Origin of the sequence: Streptomyces sp. A012304, from assembly GCF_026008495.1 — a bacterium.
Lineage (GTDB): Bacteria > Actinomycetota > Actinomycetes > Streptomycetales > Streptomycetaceae > Streptomyces.
Genome location: NZ_BQUN01000204.1, coordinates 460 through 2,478 on the forward strand (window position 1 = coordinate 460; position 2,019 = coordinate 2,478).

The window sequence follows — 2,019 nt, forward strand, 5'->3', positions numbered from 1 at the left end:
TGCGCGCAGGCGCTGGTCACCGGGAGTCTGCGGCGCGACCAGGGCGGGCTGGACCGGTTCCTGCTGTCCGTCGGCGAGGCCTACGCGCACGGCCACGACATCACCTGGCACACCCCGCCGGCCCCACGGCCGTTCCCCGACTTGCCCACCTACCCCTTCCAACGCGCACGCCACTGGATCGACGCCACATCCTCCGCCTCCACCGCCCGCACGGCCGTCACCACGCCGCGGGACGAGCCGGAGCGGACCCAGGCAGCCGACGAATCCCTGCCCGCGCTGGTCCGACGGTTCCGCGCCGCACCCGAGGCGCAGCGCACCGACGTGCTCCTGGAGGGCGTACGCGCTCAGATCATGGCGTTGCTCGGCTATGCGCGTCCCGAGGAGATCGCCGAGACGGCGACCTTCCGGGAACTCGGCTTCGAGTCGCTGACCGCCGTGGAGATGCGGAACCGGCTCGCCGCCGCCACCGGCCTGCGCCTGCCGTCGTCCCTGCTGTACGACCACCCCACCCCGGGCCGGCTCGCCGCGCATCTGACGGACCGACTGGACGGGGACGGCCGGCAACCCGCGCCGGACGGGGTGACGGCACCGCGCGATCCGTCCGGTCCCGACGACGACCCCATCGCCGTCGTCGCCATGGGCTGCCGGTTCCCCGGCGGCGTGGACACACCGGAACGGCTGTGGCAACTGCTGGAGGACGGTGCCGACGCCGTCTCCGAGTTCCCCGCGAACCGGGGCTGGGACCTCGACGGCCTCTTCGACACCGACCCCGGCAACCCGCGCACCAGCTATGTGCGCCACGGCGGCTTCCTGCACGACGCCGACCGCTTCGACCCCGAGTTCTTCGGCATCTCACCCCGGGAAGCGGCGGCCATCGACCCGCAGCAGCGGCTGATGCTCGAAGTGGCCTGGGAGGCGATCGAGCGGGCCGGCATCGACCCCACCGCGCTGCGCGGCACCAGGACCGGCGTCTACGTGGGCGCCATGGCCCAGGACTACGGCCCCCGGCTGCACGAGGACGCGCACGGCCTGGAGGGCTACCTGCTCACCGGCAGCACCACCAGCGTCGCCTCCGGCCGGCTGTCCTACGTCCTGGGCCTGACCGGACCGGCCGTGACCGTGGACACCGCGTGCTCCTCCTCCCTGGTCGCCCTGCACCTCGCGGTACGCGCCCTGCGCCAGGGGGAGTGCGCGATGGCCCTCGCCGGTGGTGTCACCGTCATGGCCGGCCCCGGCATCTTCCTGGAGTTCAGCAGGCAGGGCGGCCTCGCGCCGGACGGCCGCTGCAAGCCCTTCGCGGCGGCCGCGGACGGCACCGGATGGGCGGAGGGCGCGGGCATGCTCGTCCTGGAGCGACTGTCCGACGCCCGGCGCAACGGCCATCCCGTGCTCGCCTGCATCCGTGGCTCGGCCGTCAACCAGGACGGCGCCAGCAACGGCCTGACCGCCCCCAACGGCCCCTCGCAGGAGCAGGTCGTACGACTGGCCCTCGAGGACGCTGGGCTCACGCCCGACCAGGTCGACCTGGTCGAGGCACACGGCACCGGCACCACGCTCGGCGACCCCATCGAGGCCCACGCGCTGCTCATGTCCTACGGCCGGGGCCGGCCCGAGGACCTGCCTCTGTGGCTCGGCTCCCTCAAGTCGAACATCGGACACGCCCAGGCCGCCGCCGGCGTCGGCGGCGTCATCAAGACGGTGCTGGCCCTGCGTCACGGCCTCATGCCCAGGACCCTGCACGTCGACGAGCCCACCCCGCACGTCGACTGGGAGGCCGGCGCCGTCCGGCTGCTCACCGAGGCCCGCCCGTGGCCGCGGTCGCGGCGGCCGCGCCGGGCGGGCGTGTCCTCCTTCGGTATCAGCGGCACGAACTGTCATGTGGTGGTGGAGGAGGCGCCCGCGCCGGAGCGGGAGGCTTCCGTCTCCGGGGAGGCGCCCGTGGCGGAGCGGGAGGTTTCCGTTTCCGGGGAGGCGCCGGGGTCCGTGCTGCCGTTCGTGGTGTCGGCGCGGAGCCGGGGT

Annotated in this window: 1 protein-coding gene; it reads left to right on the forward strand. The window is 74.2% G+C overall.

What is annotated here, in order from left to right; translation table 11 throughout:
- Positions 1-2,019 (forward strand): beta-ketoacyl synthase N-terminal-like domain-containing protein (locus ALMP_RS41830; RefSeq protein ID WP_264937273.1); only part of this gene is annotated, 2,019 nt, incomplete at both ends.